Genomic DNA, 16,320 nt, shown 5'->3' on the forward strand with positions numbered 1-16,320 from the left:
CCGACTGCGAAAGGACGCATCCCATGACCCGTATCGCTGTGATCGGTGGCACCGGCTACGCCGGCGGCCACATCGTCGCCGAGGCCGCGGAGCGCGGCCACACGGTCGTCTCCGTGGCCCGCAAGCTCCCCGCCGAACGCGTCGACAGTGCGACCTACGTCGAGGGCACGCTCCTCGACGCGCCCGCTCTGGTCGCCGAGCTGGAGGGCGTCGAGGTCGTCGTGTTCGCGACGTCACCGCGCGGTGACATGGCCGGCAAGATGCGGGATGCCGTCACCGAGCTGATCCGCGAGCTTCCGCTGTCCGTGCGGGTCGGTGTCGTCGGCGGCGCCGGGGGCAGCCTCGTCGCCCCGGGTGGGCCCCGCGTGATCGACAGCGGCTTCCCCGACGAGATCAAGCCCGAAGCGATGGAAGCCATCGGTATCCTCGAGGACCTGCAGGCCGACACGACCGGCCGCGAGTGGTTCTACATCCACCCGGCCGGCGGATTCGGCGCCTGGGCGCCGGGGGAGCGCACCGGCTCGTACCGCGACGGCGGCGACGTCATCGTCACCGACGACAAGGGCGAGTCCTTCATCTCCGGTGCCGACTTCGCGATCGCCGTCCTCGACGAGATCGAGTCGCCGAAGCACCGCAACGAGCGGTTCACCGTCGGGTACTGAGCCCGCTCAGACGAGGTCGCGCCAGTCGACCTGCTCCTCGTCGTCCTCGTCGGGGAGGGGCAGATCGGCGGTGACGACCGGAACCGCCATCGTCTCGGTCGGCGGCCCCATCACGGTCGCCTCGTCGCGGCGGTGACGGAGGACGTCGTCGATGTACGACGACAGGACCTCCGCGATCGGGATCGACTTGCCGCGCGCCTGCGACATGTACCAGCGGTGCTCCAGCACCTGGTGGAACACCTCGGCGGGCTCGAGCTTGCTCCGCAGCTCCCACGGGACGGCTTTCACGACCGGCTCGAACACCCGCGTGAGCCACTCGTGCGCGACCATCTCCTCGTCGCTGCCGAGGCGCGAGACTCGGGCGGCGAACTCGTCCATGTCGTTGAGCAGGCGCCGCGCCTGATTCTCCTCGACGTCGAGCCCCGTCAGGCGGAGCAGACGTCGCTGGTGGTGGCCGGCATCCACCACCTTCGGCTGGATGAGGACCTTCGTGCCGTCGGCGGTCTCGTCGATCGACATCTCGCCGATGTCGAAGCCGAGACCGTTGAGCCGCTGCACACGCTCGGTGATGCGCCAGGTCTCGTTCGCGGCGAAGCTCTCGGTCTCGGTCAGCGCGCTCCACAGGGAGCGGTACGAGGACATGATGCCGTCGGCGATGGCGACGGCATCGACACCGCCCTCGAGGCGGCCACCGGCTTCCAGGTCCATGATCTCGCCGGCGATGTTCGTGCGGGCGACGTCGAGGTCGTGCTCGCGCTGACCCCGCGTGAGGCCGCCCTCGTGCAGTTCGCCCGTCTCGGCATCCACCAGGTACGCGGCGAAGGCCCCGGCATCCCGTCGGAACAGCGTGTTCGACAGCGACACGTCGCCCCAGAAGAAGCCGACGTTGTGCAGGCGCACGAGCAGGGCTGCCAGTGCGTCGACCAGCCGCGTCGCCGTGTCGGGACGCAGCACCTGGGTGAACAGGGCGCGGTAGGGGAGGGAGAAGCGCAGGTGCGCGGTGACGAGCGCGGCCGGGAGCGGCTCGCCCTTGGGCGTCCGCCGCCCGTCGATGACCGCCACCCGACTCACGCAGGGTACGTCGAGCCGGCCGAGCGAGCCGAGCATCTCGTACTCCCGGCGCGCCATCTCGGCGGTCGTCTCCTTCACCGCGATCACCCGCCCCGACAGGCTCGCGAATCGCACGAGGTGGCGGGAGAGGCCTTTGGGGAGCGAGACGATCGCGTCGCTCGGCCACTCGCCGAGCGGGGTCGACCAGGGCAGGGCGAGGAGCCCTGCGTCGACGCTGCTGGCGGTGATGCTCAGGGAATGGACCACGCGGTGACCTCCGGCTGACGCGCCGCGGCGCGGGAGGTCCGGAGACCTTCCCGCGCCGCGGTCCTGCTGATGATGACGATCAGGCCGAGACGACCGGCTTGTCGTTGAGGCGCTCGCCCGACTCGATGTCGAACGCGTGGACGTGGCCCGGCTTGGCGGCCAGCGTGACCGTCTCGCCCGCGTTCGGGTGGTTGCGGCCGTCGACACGGGCGACGACGTCGGTGCGCTTGCCGTCGATGTCGACGTGACCGTACAGGTAGCCGTCGGCGCCGAGCTCCTCGACGAGGTCGACCTGAACGGCGAGGCCGCGACCGTCGGCGGGGCCGACCTCGAGGTCCTCGGGGCGCACACCCACGGTGACCTGGCTGCCGGTGGCGCGGCCGACGGTGTCGCGGTCGAGGGGGACGACCTCGGTGCCGAACTGGATGCCGCCGTCGGCGAGGCTCGCCGGGAACAGGTTCATGGCAGGCGAGCCGATGAAGCCGGCGACGAAGACGTTGTTCGGCTTCTCGTAGAGGTCGCGCGGGGTGCCGACCTGCTGGAGCAGACCGTCCTTGAGGACCGCGATGCGGTCACCCATCGTGAGGGCCTCGGTCTGGTCGTGCGTGACGTAGACCGTGGTGACGCCGAGGCGACGCTGCAGCGACGCGATCTGCGTGCGCGTCTGGACGCGGAGCTTGGCGTCGAGGTTCGACAGCGGCTCGTCCATGAGGAAGACCTGGGGCTGGCGGACGATGGCGCGACCCATGGCGACACGCTGACGCTGACCACCCGAGAGGGCCTTCGGCTTGCGGGTCAGGTACTGCTCGAGGTCGAGGAGCTTGGCGGCCTCGAGGACGCGGGCGGCGCGCTCCTCCTTGCCGACGCCGGCGATCTTGAGCGCGAAGCCCATGTTCTCGGCGACGGTCATGTGCGGGTACAGCGCGTAGTTCTGGAAGACCATCGCGATGTCGCGGTCCTTCGGCGGGACGTCGGTGACGTCGCGGTCGCCGATGCGGATCGAGCCGGAGTTGACCTCCTCGAGACCCGCGAGCATGCGCAGGGAGGTGGACTTACCGCAGCCGGACGGGCCGACGAGGACGAGGAATTCGCCGTCGGCGACCTCGAGGTTGAGCTTGTCGACCGCGGGGCGGGTTCCACCGGGGTACAGACGGGTTGCGTTGTCGAACGTGACGGACGCCATTGTTTCTTCTCCTTCACCGGCAGGTACGTGCCGGACGATCCGTAGTGAAGCGAGCGGGGACGACCCCGCACACCCGCCATCGGGTGCGTCTTCAGTATGGCACGGGAGGGCCGCGAGAGGGGATGCGGTCTCGTCAGCCTTTTTCCAGCGCGTCTGACTAACATCGACCGTGCGCCACCCCCGAGCGCCGGGCCCTACGGCCACCACAGATCTTCCCGAGGTTTCATGTCCACCGATTCCGGCGACACTCCGTCATCCGCGACCGACCGCCGCGAGGCCGTGCGAGAGAAGGCGCAGCGCGTCCACATCCGCCAGTCGCGCGCGCGGATCGCTCGTCGCATCTCGCTCGGCGTCCTGGCGACCGCGGCCGTCGCCGCCGTCGCGACCGTCGTCGTGTGGTCGGTCACGTCGACAATGGGCGGACGCGACCTGACCCCGAGCACCGCATCATCGGACGGCTTCGCGGTCAGCGAGGTCACGGGCGTCGCGGCGGACCAGGGCGCGATCGACGAGAGCGCCGTCGAGGCGACCCCGGGGTCGGACAAGGCGGCGACGCCGGCACCGACGGCATCCCCGACTGCTGCTCCCGTCGACATCCGCGTCTACGTCGACTACCTCTCGCCGGGTGCGCGCGAATGGCAGCTCGCCAATGTCGACCAGCTCACCACGTGGGTCGACCAGGGAGCCGCGACCCTCAGCTACCATCCGGTGTCGATGCTCACGGCCAAGTCCAACGGCACGAAGTACTCGCTGCGCGCCGCCGCGGCGGCGGCCTGCGTCGCGACCCACGACGAAAGCGTCTTCTTCGCGTACAACACCGAGCTGCTCACGCGTCAGCCGGCGATGGACACGGACGGATTCTCCGACGTCGAGCTCGCCGACCTGGCGCAGGCCGTCGGCGCGAGCGACCCCGAGAAGCTGCGGTCGTGCATCGAGGACGGCGACTTCATCGAGTGGGCGAAGGATGCCACGGAGCGCGCGATCGCCGGCATCCCCGACACCGACGGCCTGGAGCTCACCGGCACGCCGATGATCCTCGTCAACGGCCAGCCCTACATGGGTGCGCTGTCGGACGCCGCGGAGTTCTCCCAGTTCGTGCTGACGAGCGCGAGCGACGCGTTCTACACCGAGCAGACCCCGACCCCCACGCCGACGGCACCGGCGGAGACGCCGACGCCCACCGCGCCTGCGGAGTGACCGGCGCGGCCCGGATAGACTGGGCCACCTGCCGGCTTGGCGCAATTGGTAGCGCACCGTACTTGTAATACGGGGGTTGCAGGTTCAAGTCCTGTAGCCGGCACCAATTAACCCACATCAGACACAGAAAACGCCCCCGCTCCTTCTGAGGATGCGGGGGCGTTTCGCCGTTTACTCGCCGTTTTGCGGCGCGGGTGTGGGGACTTGGTTGGCCGCGAGCTCCGCGAGATGCCGGCGAATCCGGTACTGGTGCGGCGGCCAGTTCTGCATGCGCTCCCGCCACCATGCGAGGAGCACGACCTGGTCGACGACGCGCACCCGCTGACCCTGCCGGACCTCCCAGCTCATCGGCATGCCGCGCTGCCGCCAGTAGCGGATCGTGCGCGGCGACCGGCGCACCATCTTCGCCGCCTCGCGGTATGTCAGGTTCGGCATCCGTCAGGAGTTCGCGATCCGCAGGAGAACATTGGCGTGGCAAGGCTGGTCGAGGGGACACCAGCATGCGAGGTCGCGGCCGGCGAGCTCGGCGCGGATGCTGTCGATCGAGGGGCGCGCGGATGCCTGGGCGCCGAAGTAGTCGGTGCGCCCGTCGCAGTAGGTCCCATCGGGACGGACCGTGTTGCTGAGCCAGTTCGCGAAGAGCCGGACGGCGTCCTCCCGGTCGGCGATGAAATAGTCGCCGTGCCCCGTGTCGATGGTGGTCCCAGCGCGAAACGGGTTGCCCCACTTCGATGGGCGCGCGACGATCACCGCGTCCGGGTGTGCTGCCCGCCATGGTCGCTGGCGAGACATCTGGATCCGCTTCGGATAAGTCATCGAGATCGGAGCTTCCTGCCGTGAAGGGCGTCGTCGAGGTCGGCGAGCGAGCCGGGAACATCGTGGTGGCGAAAGTGGAGAAGCGCTGCTCGACCGGCCGCGAGCATGTCGGCATCCGTGGGTGCGCTTCGGGGTCGTGTGGCCGGCTCGAACGGCGGGTCCGCGCGGGTCACCCTCCGACCTCTTCCGCGCGCCGATCGAGCGCGCCCGCGAGCACGCGCAATGCCGCGGCGACGCGGCGGCGTTCGGCGGGAACGCCGTTCAGACGGTCCTGCCACCGCGCCGAGACGCTGCCGTCGTCCTCCGTCCAGATGACGGCGAGGCCGACGAGCGTGTCGGGCACGCTGAACGTGGCCCGGGCCTCGATCACGACCTTGCTCCCTGTTCGCTGATGGTGTGCCCGCAGACCGCGCAGGCTTTCGTGAGAACCGGGATGCCGCCGGCGCCGTCGAGCCAGTCGACCCGGACTGCCCGTTCACCGCAGACGAGGCACAGCTCGAGCGCGGCGACGGTCGCGACGCGGTCGCCCTGTCGGCGGCGTGCTCGGCGGATGAGGCGGAACAGCCCGTCCTCGTACTGGTCAAGGTCCGGCCAGGCGCCGATGAACTCGGCGGCGTCGACGAGCCACCCGCTGACCGCGTACGCCCACTCACGCGCGAGGCCGAGCTCGGCGGGGATCGCCGGCGGGAGGACGGGCGCTTCCATGCCGAGGTGGCCGGCGGCGCAGGTGAGGTAGGTGCGGAGGGCGTTCCAGATCGCGGCGTTGTCACGGCTGCCGGGACCGTCAGCGACGGGAAGGTTGTCGATGTACCCGCCGCCGGAGACACGCACCTGGTCGAAGCGGGACGACTTGAGCCGGCCGATGGAGACGATAACGCTGCCACCCTCGTAGTCGATGACGTGGGGGATCTGCTGCGCGTGCCACAGGTAGCGCTCCTTCCACCGCTCGTACGCGGCATCCGGGTCGATCGCATCCAGGGGAACGAGATGAGTCATGCTGCGGTGACCTCCAGGATGCGGCGTGCCTTGTCGGCTTCGATCTGTGCGGGCATCTCGCCCTTACGCTCGCCGGAGCGCCCGTAGAGCAGGACCTTGAGTCCGGTCTTCGAGACGCCGGCGACGTCGGCGATCGTGAGGACCGGCATGCCCGCGGCCATCAGCGCGCGGACGTGCTGGCGGACGGGCTCGGCGTCGACCCGCGGTGGCGCTTCGGGGGCCCCTGCCTCTCGCCGCCGGCGCCGCTCCTCGGCGAGCGACGCGTCCGTGCAGGAGATCTCGGCGGGGCACGTGTGTCGGCCGCGGCATCCGAGCTGATACCCGTACGGGGTGCCGTGCGTCTCCGCGGGGATGGTGTCGGCGGCGTGACGACGGTTCTCCATCCACTGCCGATGGTACTCACGGGATGCTGCCCTGCACTCGTCGCAGCGGCATCCGCGGGCATAGGACGCGTTCGTGCCGTGGCCGAGGACCTCACGCGGCTTCGGCTCACGGAGTGCTCGCGGGACCGTGGTGCGACGTGCGCGCGGTGCCCGGTGCACCTCGAGGCCCTGCTCCTTGCGGAGCGTGCAGACGTAGTTGCGGGTGATGCCGAGCTCCGCGGCGATCGCCGCATCCGTCATCTGCTGCGCGTGAAGCCGAGCGACCGCGGCCCGGGTGTCGGACCGCGAGACGCGCGTCTTCGTCGACGACGGGGTCGGCTTCACCGGCGCGAGCTCGAGGTGCGCGGCGAGCTGCTCGCGAGCCGTGGCGAGACGCTGCTGCGCCGCGGCGATCGAGCGCTCCGCATCGCGCACCGTGGCGCGCAGCTCGCGACGGCGTGCGCGCCACTCGTCGCGCTCGCGTTCGAACTCAGCGACCGGGTCGCTCACGGGGGCGGGTTTCGGGGTCTCCCGCTGCGGCCGCGGCGCAGCGTCTCGCTTCGGGCGCGCGCTCGCGGCGGTCTTCTGCTTCGGTGCGGCGAGGGGCGGCTTGCCGGCGGCCGCGCGCGCGGCATCCCGGTCGCGCTTCTCGATCCCGTCGCGCTCCGCGGCGTCGCGGCGCAGGATCTCGTCGATGGGTATCCCGGCGTCGACGAGCCGCTTGAACCCGTAGTCGCCGTCGTAGCGGCGCTTCACGTCGCGGCAGGCGAGCGGGGCCGGGCAGACCGCACCCCGGCATCCGCGCCGGTGACCCTCGACGGTGCCGTGAGGGAAGGTGTCGTCGAGGAGGTCGAAGGCGCTCATCGGTTCGTCCGTTCAGCGAGATAGGCGGTGGCCTCGTTCGCGGCGAGGACGAGCTCGTGCGCGAACTCGCGCGCCTCGTTCGGTGTGATCGTGATGCGTGTGCGCTCGGTGCGGCCGGCGCTCACGGTGAGCTCGACCTGGCCGTCGTCGTCGACGTCGACGGACGCGATGGTGGTGATGCTGGTTCGGGTGATGGACATGGTCGGTCCTCTCAGAAGGGGCAGGTGTCGGGGACGTGGGTGACGTCGGGGGCGAGCTGCAGGCGCGGCGCCGCCCAGGCGCGGTCGCAGTCATGAGCGGGAGCGATCGGCCCGTTGACGGGGCGGCGTGGCCAGTAGCGGGAGCGGAGGCTGGTGACCCACCGGCCGGCGACCTGATGCAGCTGCCACACCTGGATGCCGGCGATCACGCAGGCGAGCACCTGGTCGGCGCTGAGGCTGACAGGATCGATGCGCGGGTCGGCAAGGAGCATGCCCTGGTGCCAGTCGTCGCGTGCCTCGAGCACGTCCCTGCCGCAGCGGCCGCAGCGGGCGGCGAGCGGAGCCTTGGCGTTCATCGGTCCCACCAGCTCGTCTGCTCGCCCTGGCCCTCGTCGTCGGGCACCTCGGGCGCGTAGAGCACCACGTTCGTGTAGAAGCGGCGCCCGTTGGACTTCGCCGTGTCGACGTCGAACCGCTGCCGCAGCTGCCGGCCGAACGCTTGCGACGACAGCGCGTCCTCGTGCTGCTCCCGGCACCATGCGTCGTACGCCTTCCGGAACTCGCTCATCTCGACCCGGGCGTTCTCGCCACCGCCGACGCGGGCACGGTCATCGATGAACCGGCCGAGGTGGTCTTCCTCTGCCCGGTATGCATCGGTCGCGGCGAGGACCTCGGCGGGAGTTCGGAGCCCGTCGACGGCGTAGTCGACGGCGCCCTGGATGATCCACGCGAGGATCCCGGGGCCCTCCTCGTCGACGAGGCGTCGCTGCAGGTCCTCGATGCGTTCCTCGTCGGTGACGCTGTGCGTGAAGGGGATGAGTCGCATGCGTCGGAACACGGAGTCACCACCGGTCTCGACCTGCGGCTGATCGTTCGCGAGCATCAGGAACGTGTGCGACGGGGTGAAGTCGAAGAAGTCCTTGTTCATGAAGCGGGCGGTGATGGTGTCCCCGCCGGTGAGGAACTTGAGCTTCGCCTCGTCGAACGTGGTCTTCGCGTTGATCTCCGACAGGGTGACCAGGCGGCGCCCCTGCAGCAGTGCGAGCTCGGTGGGGTGCTTGTCGCGACCCATGAGCAGGAACCCCTGCGGCGCGGCGGTCGCGTAGTCCCCGGCGATCGCGGAGAGCACCTCGGCGAAGACGCCCTTACCGTTGCCGCCCTTGCCGTGCGCGAAGGGGAAGATGTGCTCGATGACCTCGCCGATGAACATCAGCCCGGCGAGGCGCTGCATGTACCGTTCCATGTCCGGGTTCGACTGAAACGTGGTCTTCAGGAACCTGTCCCACAGCGGCGTCCGCATCTCCGGGTCGGGGCTGACGCTGGTCTGCTTCGAGTGGAACAGCGCGGGTGTCGCCGCGGCGATCGCGCCGGTGCGGAGGTCGACGACACCGTTCGGGGTGTTCAGCTGCCACGCGTGCTGATCGAACTGCGCGGCCCGGATCCGCATCGCCGGCGTCGCGCGCGCCAGCCGGACTGCATCACCGATCGCCCGCGCCCGCATCGACTTCAGCCGCCACGCGGCGAGCTGCTGGTTGTCGGTCGGGATGCGGCGGATGACGTCGCGGGCGGCTTCGATGGCGGGCCCGTCGTCGGGGTGCCAGACCCACCGGTTCCCGTCCCAGGTGACCCACTTCTGCGCGTCCTCGACGTACCGCAGCGTCCCCGAGTACTCGGCGACCAGGAGCCTCGCGTTGCCGTCGTCGGTGAGGTCGGCGCTGTCCGAGCCGATCTGCGCCCTGGGCGCCGTCGCGGCGGCCGTGTTGCCGACAGCGCTGATCTGCGTGCCCGTCGACGTCGTGCGCGAGGGAGCGGCCGGTGCGAGCTCGCGCGGCGCCCGATACCCGAACCCGGCGTCGACGAGAGCCTTCGCCGCGGCCGCGTGATCGCCCCGGTGGTTCAGCAGGGTCCACGCGCCGAACTTCGTGTACGGCACCTCCGGTTCGAACTCGGTCGAAGAGGTGAACACGAACAGCCGGTCGCGATCGCCGGCGTGCCCGGTCGTCGCGGACACCCCGTCGTCCTTCCCGGGACGCCGCCAGTACTTCGTCGCGCCGCGGCTGAACACGTGTGTCCACCCGGTGAGGATCTGCGACCAGTCGGTCTTCGCTTCGAAGTCGTCACCCGGGGTGATGTCGCCCGCGATCGACTGGTAGGTGGTCGACCATTTCGCGTCGACGGGGCTAGCCGGGGCGGGCGCCGCATCCTCGGGGAGCGTGTCGAGCGCGGCGTGCACGACGGCGTGCAGCTGCACGCGCTCGTCCGCGGTGATGGTCGGGATGCTTGCGGGCCCGCCGGAGAGGCGGATCCAGGGCCGCCCGGACGGGTGCACGTCGCCGGTCGACGGCGCGAGGACCACGAAGCCGCCGGTGCCGCGGGTCTCCGCGAGAGTCTCGCGGTACGGGGCCTCCGCCTTCGGGCGCTGCGCGACCTTCTGGTTGCCGGGGACCGCGCCGCCCTCCACCCGGTAGAGGAGGTGCAGCCCGCCCGAGGGTGACTGCTCCGACCAGCCGACGACGAGGCGGTCGTACAGCGGCCGCAGCCCGGTCCCATCGAGCAGCTCGAGCACGGCCGGCATGAGCTGCATCGCGACGCCCTCGACCTCGAGCAGCTCGACGTCGGCGTACCCAGTGACGAGGCCGATGCCTTGCGCCTGGTCGGTCTCGAACCAGGCGCGCAACTGCGCCTCGTCGGCCGCGACGGTCGTGTGCTCCTTCCACGCGATGCGCGGGCGCTTTGAACCGTCGGCCGCGACGGGCACGACGGACAGCCCGGCGGCGTGAAGGTTGAGGGCGGTGGCGAGGAGAGTGCTCATGGGCAGGCGCAGGCTCCGGTGGTGGTGCGGACGGTGAAGCAGTCGGGGCAGACGTCGGCTGGGTCGTAGTCGAACTTCGTCCGCGGGCACGCGACGTGGCGCCAGGAGGCGAACGGGCTGTCGCGGATGACGGGCTGGCCGAGCCGGATGCCGGCGCCGCAGTCGGGGCAGATCGCGCCGACCGCGGCATCCTTGACGGTCACGCTCCGGCTCCCGCGGGGTGCAGCTCACGCCACGACGCGATGATCCGGTCGACCTCGGACGGCATGAACCCGGGCACCGCCGAGCCGCCGTACTCGGTGATCGGCGCGGATGAGTAGCCGAGGCCCTGGAAGTAGGCGAGGTCGCGCGCGTGCTCCGGGGCGGTGATGTCGAGCTCGTCGTACTCGACGCCGGCGGCCTCGAGCCGGTACTTCACCATCCGGCACTGTTGGCAGGACGGCTTGGTCCAGACGATGACGCGGGTGTCCGCGGTCACGGTGGGGTTGTCTCTCTCAGTCATGTGCCCCCGGTCCTTCTCGATGGGACCGCGCGCTGTCGCGGCGAGGGCGGGTGAGCCGAAGCTCAGAACGGGATCGCGGCGAGCTGCTCCGCGTTCACGCCGACAGCGGTCGCGATCACGCCGTCGTCGATGCCGGCGCTGCGCAGCTGCAGGACCTTGGACACCTGGTCCTCGGTCATGCCGCCGGGCTGCACCTGCTGAGCGGGCGCCTGATGCACCGGCTGCGGCGTCGCGGGCAGCGGAGCCTGCACGGGCTGGAAGGTCGGCCCAGCAGTGGTCGGCGCCTGCGGGGCGACCGCCTGCTGCACCTGCGGAGCCGCCGCTGCGGGCTGCGCGAAGCCGGATGCCGGCGGGGTGTACTGCGCCTGGTAGAGCTTCGCCGGGTTCGCGGGGTTCTTCGACGCGGGGTCGTTGCCGATGAACGTGACGGTCAGGGTGCCGCCGGGGAGGATGTCGGACGCGTTCGCCGCGCGGATCGCTTCACCGATCGCCTTCCGCATCTTCGGCGACGCGACGTAGAGGGTGCGCTCGCCGTCGTCGTTCGGGTCCTCGCGGCGGTCGGTCTGCAGGTCGACGAGGATCTGCATCTTCGGGTCGCCGTTGGGCCAGAAGTCGGGCTCCTGGGTGCCGTACTTCGTCTGCTGCCGTTCGCGGGGCGCGGCCTTCACGGTGCCGGTGATGCTGGCGCCGACGGTGTCGAACTTGACGCCCTTGCTGGACGATTCGAAAAGGGACATGAGGGGTTCTCCTGGTTGGTTTTGTCAGCGGTCGAACAGGTTGGTGATGGGTGCGAGCGCCGCTGGCTGCGGTGTCGCGGGGACCGGCGTCGGGCCGGACATCTGGGTGGTGTCGCACGTCGGGTGCGTCGAGTAGCCGCCGGCGGCGACCGAGGGGTGCAGCGGCATCCCGCACACGTTGCAGGTCACCGCGGCCGGGCGGATCGGCACGGGTGCGGGCAGCGCAGCCTGCTCGGGTGCCGGCGCGGCAGGCTTCGGGACTGCGGAGCCGATGGTGAGCGGTGCGAGCTGCGGTGCCGGCGTGGGCACGACGTGGAGCTCGCCGAGGTTGAATAGGGACCCGCCGGCGGCGCGCTGCGCGGCCCGCTTCTCCTTCCGGCACCAGGTGCACCATTCGTCGTCGCACAGCGGTGACGCGGCGAGCGCAGCGTCGATCCCGACGACCTGGAGCATGGTGTTGAGCCGTTCGGCGCGGAGCATCGCGGATGCCGCGAGGTGCGGGTCGTACGGCTCCGACCAGAACACGGTGTTCGACAGCTCGCCGTCGCGGGGGAGGAACGCGATCGCTACGGTCCGCGCCGGCCCCCACCCGCCGTCGTTTGTGAACCCGGCGCCGTACAGGTGCGCCTGGACCCGGTACTGCTGGCTGGGGCCGTGGAGGCGGTACTTCGACAGCTGCTTCGGGCCGACGATCTTGTGGTCGATGACCGTGCCCGTCGGGACGTGGAACAGGTCGGAGTGACCGGTGATCCACTGGCCACCGATCGCGCCGACGGTCACCTCCCACTCCGTGACCCACTCCATGTTGCGGACGTCGCCACCACCGGGACGGTTCGCGGCGTCGAACCACCGCTCGAGCTGGTCGTGCACCGCAGTGCCGACCGCCGGCTTCCACGCGGGACCGCGGTCCGGCTCGCCGTCGCCGTTGAGCTTGTGGAGGATCCACCGGTCGCACGGCTTACCGATCTCCGACGGGCCGATGCGCTTCTGCAGCGACCGCGGATGCCGGGTGATGCCGTCCTTGATAACCCCGAGGTAGAGGTCCTCCACCGCGGTCATGCGTCGTGCTCGTTCGCGTCTTCGGCCTCGACGGTCACTGGGTGCGGCGCCGTGAGGGACTCCGGGATGACGACGATCGCCTCAGGTCGAAGCGGCAGGAACGCACCCTTGGGGATCTCGATAGTCACCTTGACCTCGACCGTCCCAGGCTTCGGCTTCTGCGACTTGCCCTGCGTGGACCCCACGACCTTCGCGCCCTGGATCGCGCCCGGTGTGTCGAACTGGCGGTACTGCTTCGCCTGCCACGAGTACTCCGGCTGCACCTGCAGGTAGACCGTCGCTCGCACCGCGTCCTGACCGGTCATCGCTTCGCCCCCCGTCGCTTCTTCGGATAGGCGATCGCGCGCTCGACGTCGCTGAGCGTGTAGCCCCACTCCTCGAGCTGCAGGTAGTAGGCGACGGTGATCGCGGAGTCGCGAGACTGGACCCAGCCGGCCGGGTCGCCGATTACGCTCTCGGTCCGAGCGATCGCGACGCCGAGCGCCAGGCGCATCGGATCCGCGCCCGCTCGCAGCGCCTCCACGACGGCGGTGCGGGAGCGATTGTCGTAGGTGCCCTTCGCGGGCTCGGAGTACTCGATACCGAGCAGCTCGGCCGCGATCGGGTAGACGCGGCCATCCGACGCCGAGGTGTCAGCGCCTACGAGCGCAGCCGCGATCAGCTTCGCTGCTTCGGATCCGCGGCGGCCCGCCGGGCGCTGCAGCAGATCGGTGCGGATCCACTCACGCCGGACCTTCGTCGCGGAGCGGAGATCTGCGGCCTGCTGACGCTCCGCCTTCTTCTGCTCCTTCTCCTTCGCGACGTCGGCTTCGGATTTCGGCGTGGAGTGACTGAACGTTTCGAGGCCCTGCGACGCCCAGTCGCGCACGTAGTAGGTAACACCGACGACGTCGCCGTTCTCGCGCGCGTAGTAACCCGCCTGGTGGACGCGCGCAACCAGCCCGCGGATGACCTGCGGGTCTGCTTCGGGGGTCGTGCGCGTGGCATCCCCTGTGCGCCAGAGCGCGCTCAGGCTGAGGATTGAGGAGTCGTTGTAGGCGGGCGCCTCGAAGATGACCTCGATGCCAGTCGCCGCGAGCTCGCGCTCCTTCTCAGCCTTCGCTGCGCGGTACTCGCGATCGTCCCTCAGTCGCTGCGCCTCGTGGGCGAGGTTGGTCGGGTAGCTCGAGGCCACCTGCATGAGGCGGTCGATCGCCTCTGCGTCATCCTCGAACTCGGCGATGATGGCCGCCTGCTCGAGGGTGATCGGGAGCGAGTCGAGGGCTTCGACCGCGATCGCCGATTCTGCGACGCCGAGGGCGACGACGACCTGTGCCTTCGGCTTGTTCGTCCGACGCGCGATCTGTTCGGGGGAGACCCCGAACATCGCGAGCTGCTTGTAGCCGTGAACCCGCTCGGAGGTGGTGAGCTCCTGGCGCTGGTCGTTCTCAGCGAGCTGCGTAACGATGCGGGCCGCTTCGGCGATTGCCTGCGGCTTGAGGATGACGTCGATCGAGCCGAGCTCGAGCTGGATGGCGGCGAGGGTGCGGCGCTGGCCGGCGGTGATGCGGACCTTGCCGTCCTCGCCGCGCCATCCGATCGGCGGCTGCAGGATGCCGTGGGCCTTGATCGACGCGATGAAGTCTTTATCGAGCTTCACGTCGGTGCGGACGTTGATGTCGATCAGGAGTTCGTCGAGCTGCACGCGCTCGAGCACCTGGTCGACGGTGTCGGTCTTCGACATGGTGTGTCCTTTCGTGCCTGGGTGGTGTGGAACGTGCGTGCCGCCCCGGGACTCGAACCCGGCGTGTATGCCGTCGCGGCGGAGCGTCAGCGGATGACGATCGACTTCGCGCCGCGGACCTTGTGCTCCTCGAGCACGGCCGGCGCGAACTGCTTCCTCACCGCGGCCGCGTCGACCGCCGGCGCAGTGACCTTGTAGAGCTGCGGGTACTGCGAGACCGGGTAGTTCTCCTCGATCCACTTCGTGTCGAGACGCGAGTACTCGCGGACCTCGACCTTCGTGTCACCGATCTCGGTGACGCCGACGGGCAGCCGCTCGATCAGCTGTGCGTCGATCTGCGCGATGCGCTCCTTGATGAACTCGACGTCAGCCTGCAACGAGGCGCGCTCGTCGACGAGCTCCATCTCGGTCGCCGGCGTGGCCGGCACGATGTCGCGGATGGGGGTGACGGGGGCGTGCTCAGCGGACATGGTCAGTCCTCCTCCTCGGTGGTGGTGGTCTCGTCGTCGACGAGCTCGGCGTCGATGACGTCGCCGGTGACGAATCCGGACTCGTAGTCCTGGATGAGGGCCTGCGCGAGCGTGAGGATCTCGCCGGTGATGGCGCTCAGCGGGTACTCGCCCGGCTCCAGCTCGCCGTACTCCGCGCGGGGGAGCGCGTGCCGCTGCGTGACCTCCGCACCCGACGGGGCGACCAGCACGACGGTGAACTTGCCCTTCGGCTCGTCCACGATCCGGATGCTGTAGATCCCGCTGCTCGCCTCGAGCTCGAGCGGCGCCGGTGCAGCCTGCTCGGTGTCTGGAAGGTCGAGGGGCTGCTTCATGTGCCCCACGCGCTCGTCGTGCAGCCGCTGCACCAGACCGCGCAGCGCCTCCTGATCGTCGGGCTCGATCGCGATCTCGATGCGGACGAACTCGATGCGGGGCACCCGTTCGAAGTCCTCGGTGTTCTGGTAGTCCTTCGTGCGGACGATGCCGACGACGGGCAGGTACTCCTGCTTCGGGTAGGCGGCGAGCAGGTGTCGAGTGTTCGACTCGAGACCGTTGTCGTCGTACTCCTTCGGGAGCTTCGCGGACAGCTTGGTCATGGCGGTTCAGGTCCTCTCAGTGGGTGGTCGTGGAACGGGAGGGCCAGTCGAGGCGTGCGTGCGCCTGCTCCTGGCCCGGGAGGTAATCGGGCTGCTGAGCACCGGCCCAGCGGAGGCCGGCCCAGGCGAGGGCGAGGGCGTCGGCGACGTTGTCGTCGAGCACCGCGACGTCGGGAAACATCGCCCGGACGTGCGCCAAGACCTGCGCCTTGTCGGCGCGGCCGTTGCCGGTCGCGAGCTTCGCGCGCTGCGACGGCGTCACCTCGACAACCGGGCCGCGAGCGAGCAGCTGGTCGACGAGGAACCAGTACAGAGCGACTCGCTCGTTCTGCGCCCCGTACTGCTGCCGGGAGTTCGGGACCTCGATGACCGTGACGTCGACGCGCGGCGGGATGGGGGCGAGGATGCCGCTCACGACCTGCCGGATCCGGTTCCGCTTCGCGAGCAGCGTCGTGCCGGCGGCTGCTGACTTCACACGCCGCGTCGAGATGCTGTCATCCGTGCTGATGGCGAGCCCGGTGCACGACAGCGACGGGTCGATACCGACGACGATCACGGGATCACCGCTAGACCGACCACGACCGCCGCGAACGCGACGACCCCGGTCACGATCGTCGCAACGTGCAGCACGCTCAGGACGCGGCCCTCGCGGGAGTACTCCGCGGGCTGATCGTCGACGACGACGCGCCGCGCAGGCACCGGGCGGCGGACGCTGAGCGGCGTCCGGACGCGAAGCTTTCGGGTCATCAGGGGTCTCCAGATAGAGCTGGTGTGCGGGTGTGGAACGAAGGGGACGCGCGTGG

22 protein-coding genes and 1 tRNA gene are annotated in these 16,320 nt (G+C 70.1%); 3 read left to right on the forward strand and 20 right to left on the reverse strand.

Translation table 11 applies throughout. The annotated features are described in order from the left end of the window. Positions 1–23 precede the first annotated feature (23 nt). Positions 24–662, forward strand: coding sequence for an NAD(P)-dependent oxidoreductase (locus ACPEH2_RS13630; RefSeq protein ID WP_359921189.1), 639 nt, complete (start codon positions 24–26; stop codon positions 660–662). A gap of 6 nt (positions 663–668) precedes the next feature. On the opposite strand, the gene ACPEH2_RS13635 is transcribed toward ACPEH2_RS13630, so the two are convergent. Together ACPEH2_RS13635 and ACPEH2_RS13640 are read right to left on the reverse strand one after the other, a co-directional pair. Further along, on the reverse strand, positions 669–1,979 hold the full coding sequence (locus ACPEH2_RS13635; RefSeq protein WP_311285553.1) for a DUF4032 domain-containing protein: 1,311 nt from the start codon (positions 1,977–1,979) through the stop codon (positions 669–671). A 79-nt stretch (positions 1,980–2,058) separates the two neighbouring features. Beyond that, positions 2,059–3,162, reverse strand: a complete 1,104-nt coding sequence (locus tag ACPEH2_RS13640) for an ABC transporter ATP-binding protein (protein ID WP_359921187.1) — start codon at positions 3,160–3,162, stop codon at positions 2,059–2,061. A gap of 225 nt (positions 3,163–3,387) precedes the next feature. Here ACPEH2_RS13640 and ACPEH2_RS13645 point away from each other — a divergent pair, with 225 nt between their 5' ends. Both ACPEH2_RS13645 and ACPEH2_RS13650 read left to right on the forward strand, forming a co-directional pair. Beyond that, positions 3,388–4,359, forward strand: coding sequence for a DsbA family protein (locus tag ACPEH2_RS13645; RefSeq protein WP_253034277.1), 972 nt, complete (start codon positions 3,388–3,390; stop codon positions 4,357–4,359). A 30-nt stretch (positions 4,360–4,389) separates the two neighbouring features. Then, positions 4,390–4,465: transfer RNA gene (locus ACPEH2_RS13650), tRNA-Thr, on the forward strand. Positions 4,466–4,530: 65 nt separating this feature from the next. On the opposite strand, the gene ACPEH2_RS13655 is transcribed toward ACPEH2_RS13650, so the two are convergent. The 18 genes from ACPEH2_RS13655 to ACPEH2_RS13740 form a co-directional block, all read right to left on the reverse strand. Next, positions 4,531–4,794 (reverse strand): hypothetical protein, encoded by a 264-nt coding sequence (locus ACPEH2_RS13655; RefSeq protein WP_423718889.1) that lies wholly within the window; start codon positions 4,792–4,794, stop codon positions 4,531–4,533. 3 nt (positions 4,795–4,797) lie between these two features. Further along, on the reverse strand, positions 4,798–5,175 hold the full coding sequence (locus ACPEH2_RS13660; RefSeq protein WP_423718890.1) for a DUF4326 domain-containing protein: 378 nt from the start codon (positions 5,173–5,175) through the stop codon (positions 4,798–4,800). Between the two features lie 169 nt (positions 5,176–5,344). Beyond that, positions 5,345–5,545, reverse strand: coding sequence for a hypothetical protein (locus ACPEH2_RS13665; protein ID WP_423718891.1), 201 nt, complete (start codon positions 5,543–5,545; stop codon positions 5,345–5,347). Then, positions 5,542–6,171 (reverse strand): hypothetical protein, encoded by a 630-nt coding sequence (locus ACPEH2_RS13670; RefSeq protein ID WP_423718892.1) that lies wholly within the window; start codon positions 6,169–6,171, stop codon positions 5,542–5,544. The genes ACPEH2_RS13665 and ACPEH2_RS13670 overlap by 4 nt, the downstream gene beginning before the upstream one ends. Next, on the reverse strand, positions 6,168–7,397 hold the full coding sequence (locus tag ACPEH2_RS13675; protein ID WP_423718893.1) for a helix-turn-helix domain-containing protein: 1,230 nt from the start codon (positions 7,395–7,397) through the stop codon (positions 6,168–6,170). Before ACPEH2_RS13675 ends, ACPEH2_RS13670 begins: the two co-directional genes overlap by 4 nt. Then, entirely contained in the window at positions 7,394–7,597 is a 204-nt protein-coding gene (locus tag ACPEH2_RS13680) for a hypothetical protein (protein WP_423718894.1), read from the reverse strand. The genes ACPEH2_RS13675 and ACPEH2_RS13680 overlap by 4 nt, the downstream gene beginning before the upstream one ends. A gap of 11 nt (positions 7,598–7,608) precedes the next feature. Further along, the gene (locus ACPEH2_RS13685; protein ID WP_423718895.1) at positions 7,609–7,953 is read right to left on the reverse strand and encodes a hypothetical protein; all 345 of its coding nucleotides are present in this window, start codon (positions 7,951–7,953) and stop codon (positions 7,609–7,611) included. After that, a complete protein-coding gene (locus ACPEH2_RS13690) occupies positions 7,950–10,409 on the reverse strand; it encodes a phage/plasmid primase, P4 family (protein ID WP_423718896.1) in 2,460 nt (819 codons plus the stop codon). Before ACPEH2_RS13690 ends, ACPEH2_RS13685 begins: the two co-directional genes overlap by 4 nt. Continuing rightward, positions 10,406–10,612 (reverse strand): hypothetical protein, encoded by a 207-nt coding sequence (locus ACPEH2_RS13695; RefSeq protein WP_423718897.1) that lies wholly within the window; start codon positions 10,610–10,612, stop codon positions 10,406–10,408. Before ACPEH2_RS13695 ends, ACPEH2_RS13690 begins: the two co-directional genes overlap by 4 nt. After that, positions 10,609–10,911: a glutaredoxin family protein gene (locus ACPEH2_RS13700; protein WP_423718898.1), complete on the reverse strand. Its 303-nt coding sequence runs from the start codon at positions 10,909–10,911 to the stop codon at positions 10,609–10,611. Before ACPEH2_RS13700 ends, ACPEH2_RS13695 begins: the two co-directional genes overlap by 4 nt. A gap of 62 nt (positions 10,912–10,973) precedes the next feature. Next, positions 10,974–11,648 carry a hypothetical protein gene (locus ACPEH2_RS13705; RefSeq protein WP_423718899.1) on the reverse strand — a complete coding sequence of 225 codons (675 nt, stop codon included), beginning with the start codon at positions 11,646–11,648 and terminating at the stop codon, positions 10,974–10,976. Between the two features lie 24 nt (positions 11,649–11,672). Then, on the reverse strand, positions 11,673–12,707 hold the full coding sequence (locus ACPEH2_RS13710; RefSeq protein WP_423718900.1) for a hypothetical protein: 1,035 nt from the start codon (positions 12,705–12,707) through the stop codon (positions 11,673–11,675). Then, positions 12,704–13,012, reverse strand: a complete 309-nt coding sequence (locus ACPEH2_RS13715) for a hypothetical protein (protein WP_423718901.1) — start codon at positions 13,010–13,012, stop codon at positions 12,704–12,706. The genes ACPEH2_RS13710 and ACPEH2_RS13715 overlap by 4 nt, the downstream gene beginning before the upstream one ends. Beyond that, on the reverse strand, positions 13,009–14,430 hold the full coding sequence (locus ACPEH2_RS13720; RefSeq protein WP_423718902.1) for a ParB/RepB/Spo0J family partition protein: 1,422 nt from the start codon (positions 14,428–14,430) through the stop codon (positions 13,009–13,011). The genes ACPEH2_RS13715 and ACPEH2_RS13720 overlap by 4 nt, the downstream gene beginning before the upstream one ends. A gap of 86 nt (positions 14,431–14,516) precedes the next feature. Further along, on the reverse strand, positions 14,517–14,900 hold the full coding sequence (locus tag ACPEH2_RS13725; RefSeq protein WP_423718903.1) for a hypothetical protein: 384 nt from the start codon (positions 14,898–14,900) through the stop codon (positions 14,517–14,519). A 2-nt stretch (positions 14,901–14,902) separates the two neighbouring features. After that, positions 14,903–15,517, reverse strand: a complete 615-nt coding sequence (locus ACPEH2_RS13730) for a hypothetical protein (RefSeq protein ID WP_423718904.1) — start codon at positions 15,515–15,517, stop codon at positions 14,903–14,905. 16 nt (positions 15,518–15,533) lie between these two features. After that, complete coding sequence (locus ACPEH2_RS13735) at positions 15,534–16,073, reverse strand: crossover junction endodeoxyribonuclease RuvC (RefSeq protein WP_423718905.1); 540 nt, start codon at positions 16,071–16,073, stop codon at positions 15,534–15,536. Beyond that, positions 16,070–16,264, reverse strand: a complete 195-nt coding sequence (locus ACPEH2_RS13740; protein WP_423718906.1) for a hypothetical protein — start codon at positions 16,262–16,264, stop codon at positions 16,070–16,072. Before ACPEH2_RS13740 ends, ACPEH2_RS13735 begins: the two co-directional genes overlap by 4 nt. Positions 16,265–16,320 lie beyond the last annotated feature (56 nt).

Source organism: Microbacterium sp. NPDC064942 (genome assembly GCF_049545525.1).
GTDB lineage: Bacteria > Actinomycetota > Actinomycetes > Actinomycetales > Microbacteriaceae > Microbacterium > Microbacterium gawkjiense.